At 48.7% G+C, this 1440-nt stretch carries 9 tRNA genes and 3 rRNA genes; all 12 read right to left on the reverse strand.

From position 1 onward, the window contains the following. A 16S ribosomal RNA gene (locus GLW00_RS20205) occupies positions 1-68 on the reverse strand; the annotation flags it as partial. 121 nt (positions 69-189) lie between these two features. Continuing rightward, positions 190-265 (reverse strand) — tRNA-Ala (locus GLW00_RS20210). Positions 266-278: 13 nt separating this feature from the next. Further along, a tRNA-Pro gene (locus GLW00_RS20215) sits at positions 279-355 on the reverse strand. A gap of 6 nt (positions 356-361) precedes the next feature. Next, positions 362-438, reverse strand: a tRNA-Arg gene (locus GLW00_RS20220). 11 nt (positions 439-449) lie between these two features. Continuing rightward, positions 450-538, reverse strand: a tRNA-Leu gene (locus GLW00_RS20225). A 55-nt stretch (positions 539-593) separates the two neighbouring features. Next, positions 594-668, reverse strand: a tRNA-Gly gene (locus GLW00_RS20230). 6 nt (positions 669-674) lie between these two features. Then, positions 675-756 (reverse strand) — tRNA-Leu (locus GLW00_RS20235). 7 nt (positions 757-763) lie between these two features. After that, positions 764-839: transfer RNA gene (locus GLW00_RS20240), tRNA-Lys, on the reverse strand. A gap of 30 nt (positions 840-869) precedes the next feature. Next, a tRNA-Thr gene (locus tag GLW00_RS20245) sits at positions 870-945 on the reverse strand. A gap of 15 nt (positions 946-960) precedes the next feature. Further along, positions 961-1036, reverse strand: a tRNA-Val gene (locus GLW00_RS20250). A gap of 25 nt (positions 1037-1061) precedes the next feature. Continuing rightward, a 5S ribosomal RNA gene (gene rrf / locus GLW00_RS20255) occupies positions 1062-1175 on the reverse strand. Positions 1176-1319: 144 nt separating this feature from the next. After that, a 23S ribosomal RNA gene (locus GLW00_RS20260) occupies positions 1320-1440 on the reverse strand; the annotation flags it as partial.

Below are 1440 nucleotides of genomic sequence, written 5' to 3' on the forward strand. Positions count from 1 at the left end.
CGCTCGACTTGCATGTATTAGGCACGCCGCCAGCGTTCGTCCTGAGCCAGGATCAAACTCTCCATAAAAGTTAAGTTTGACTTGCTCATTTGCACACCGAATGTGCTTTGTTTCAAATCTCTTCTATAAAGAAGAAATGTTTTGACGTACTGGTTGGTTCGTTCAGTTTTCAAAGATCAAATTAATTATTGGTGGAGCCTAGCGGGATCGAACCGCTGACCTCCTGCGTGCAAAGCAGGCGCTCTCCCAGCTGAGCTAAGGCCCCTCTATATTAGGAATGGTCGGGAAGACAGGATTCGAACCTGCGACCCCTTGGTCCCAAACCAAGTGCTCTACCAAGCTGAGCTACTTCCCGTTTAAATGGCGCGCCCGAGAGGAGTCGAACCCCTAACCTTCTGATCCGTAGTCAGACGCTCTATCCAATTGAGCTACGGGCGCATATTTGTTTATGGTGCCGAGGGCCGGACTCGAACCGGCACGGTGGAAACCCACCGCAGGATTTTAAGTCCTGTGCGTCTGCCAATTCCGCCACCCCGGCCTGGCAAGTTTATGTCTAATATCGGTGTTGTTTATTAAGTAGCTTGGTTGAATCATGGAGCGGAAGACGGGATTCGAACCCGCGACCCCCACCTTGGCAAGGTGGTGTTCTACCACTGAACTACTTCCGCATAAAGTGCGGGTGGAGGGACTTGAACCCCCACGCCGTGAAGCACTAGATCCTAAATCTAGCGTGTCTGCCAATTCCACCACACCCGCAAATGAATGGTGAGCCATGAAGGATTCGAACCTTCGACCCTCTGATTAAAAGTCAGATGCTCTACCAGCTGAGCTAATGGCTCTTATCGAAAAACGTTAGCGCAAGCAACTAATGGTGCCGGCCAGAGGACTTGAACCCCCAACCTACTGATTACAAATCAGTTGCTCTGCCAGTTGAGCTAGGCCGGCTAACTTGATAAGAAATGGTGGAGGATGCAGGGTTCGAACCTGCGACCCCTTGCTTGTAAGGCAAGTGCTCTCCCAGCTGAGCTAATCCTCCGGATTATTATGAAATTATGATCAAGGCTTGGCGGCGTCCTACTCTCACGGGGGTAAACCCGACTACCATCGGCGCTGAAGAGCTTAACTGCTGTGTTCGGCATGGGAACAGGTGTGACCTCTTCGCCTTCACCACCAAACCTTTTTTCAAGGACAAGATATATTATATTGTCCTTTGAACAAAATTTCAAGGGGTAAATTCAAGTTTTTTTGAAAACCCTCAAAACTGGATAAGGAAACATCTTATTTGAAAAGCAACGTTCTTCACGAATGATTATAATCAGATAGATAAGTCATCGATCCATTAGTATCCGTCAGCTCCACGTGTCACCACGCTTCCACCTCGGACCTATCAACCTCATCGTCTCTGAGGGATCTTATTTGCTTAAAGCAAAGGGAAATCTC

The sequence above is a fragment of the Halobacillus litoralis genome, assembly GCF_009856445.1.
Lineage (GTDB): Bacteria > Bacillota > Bacilli > Bacillales > Halobacillaceae > Halobacillus > Halobacillus litoralis.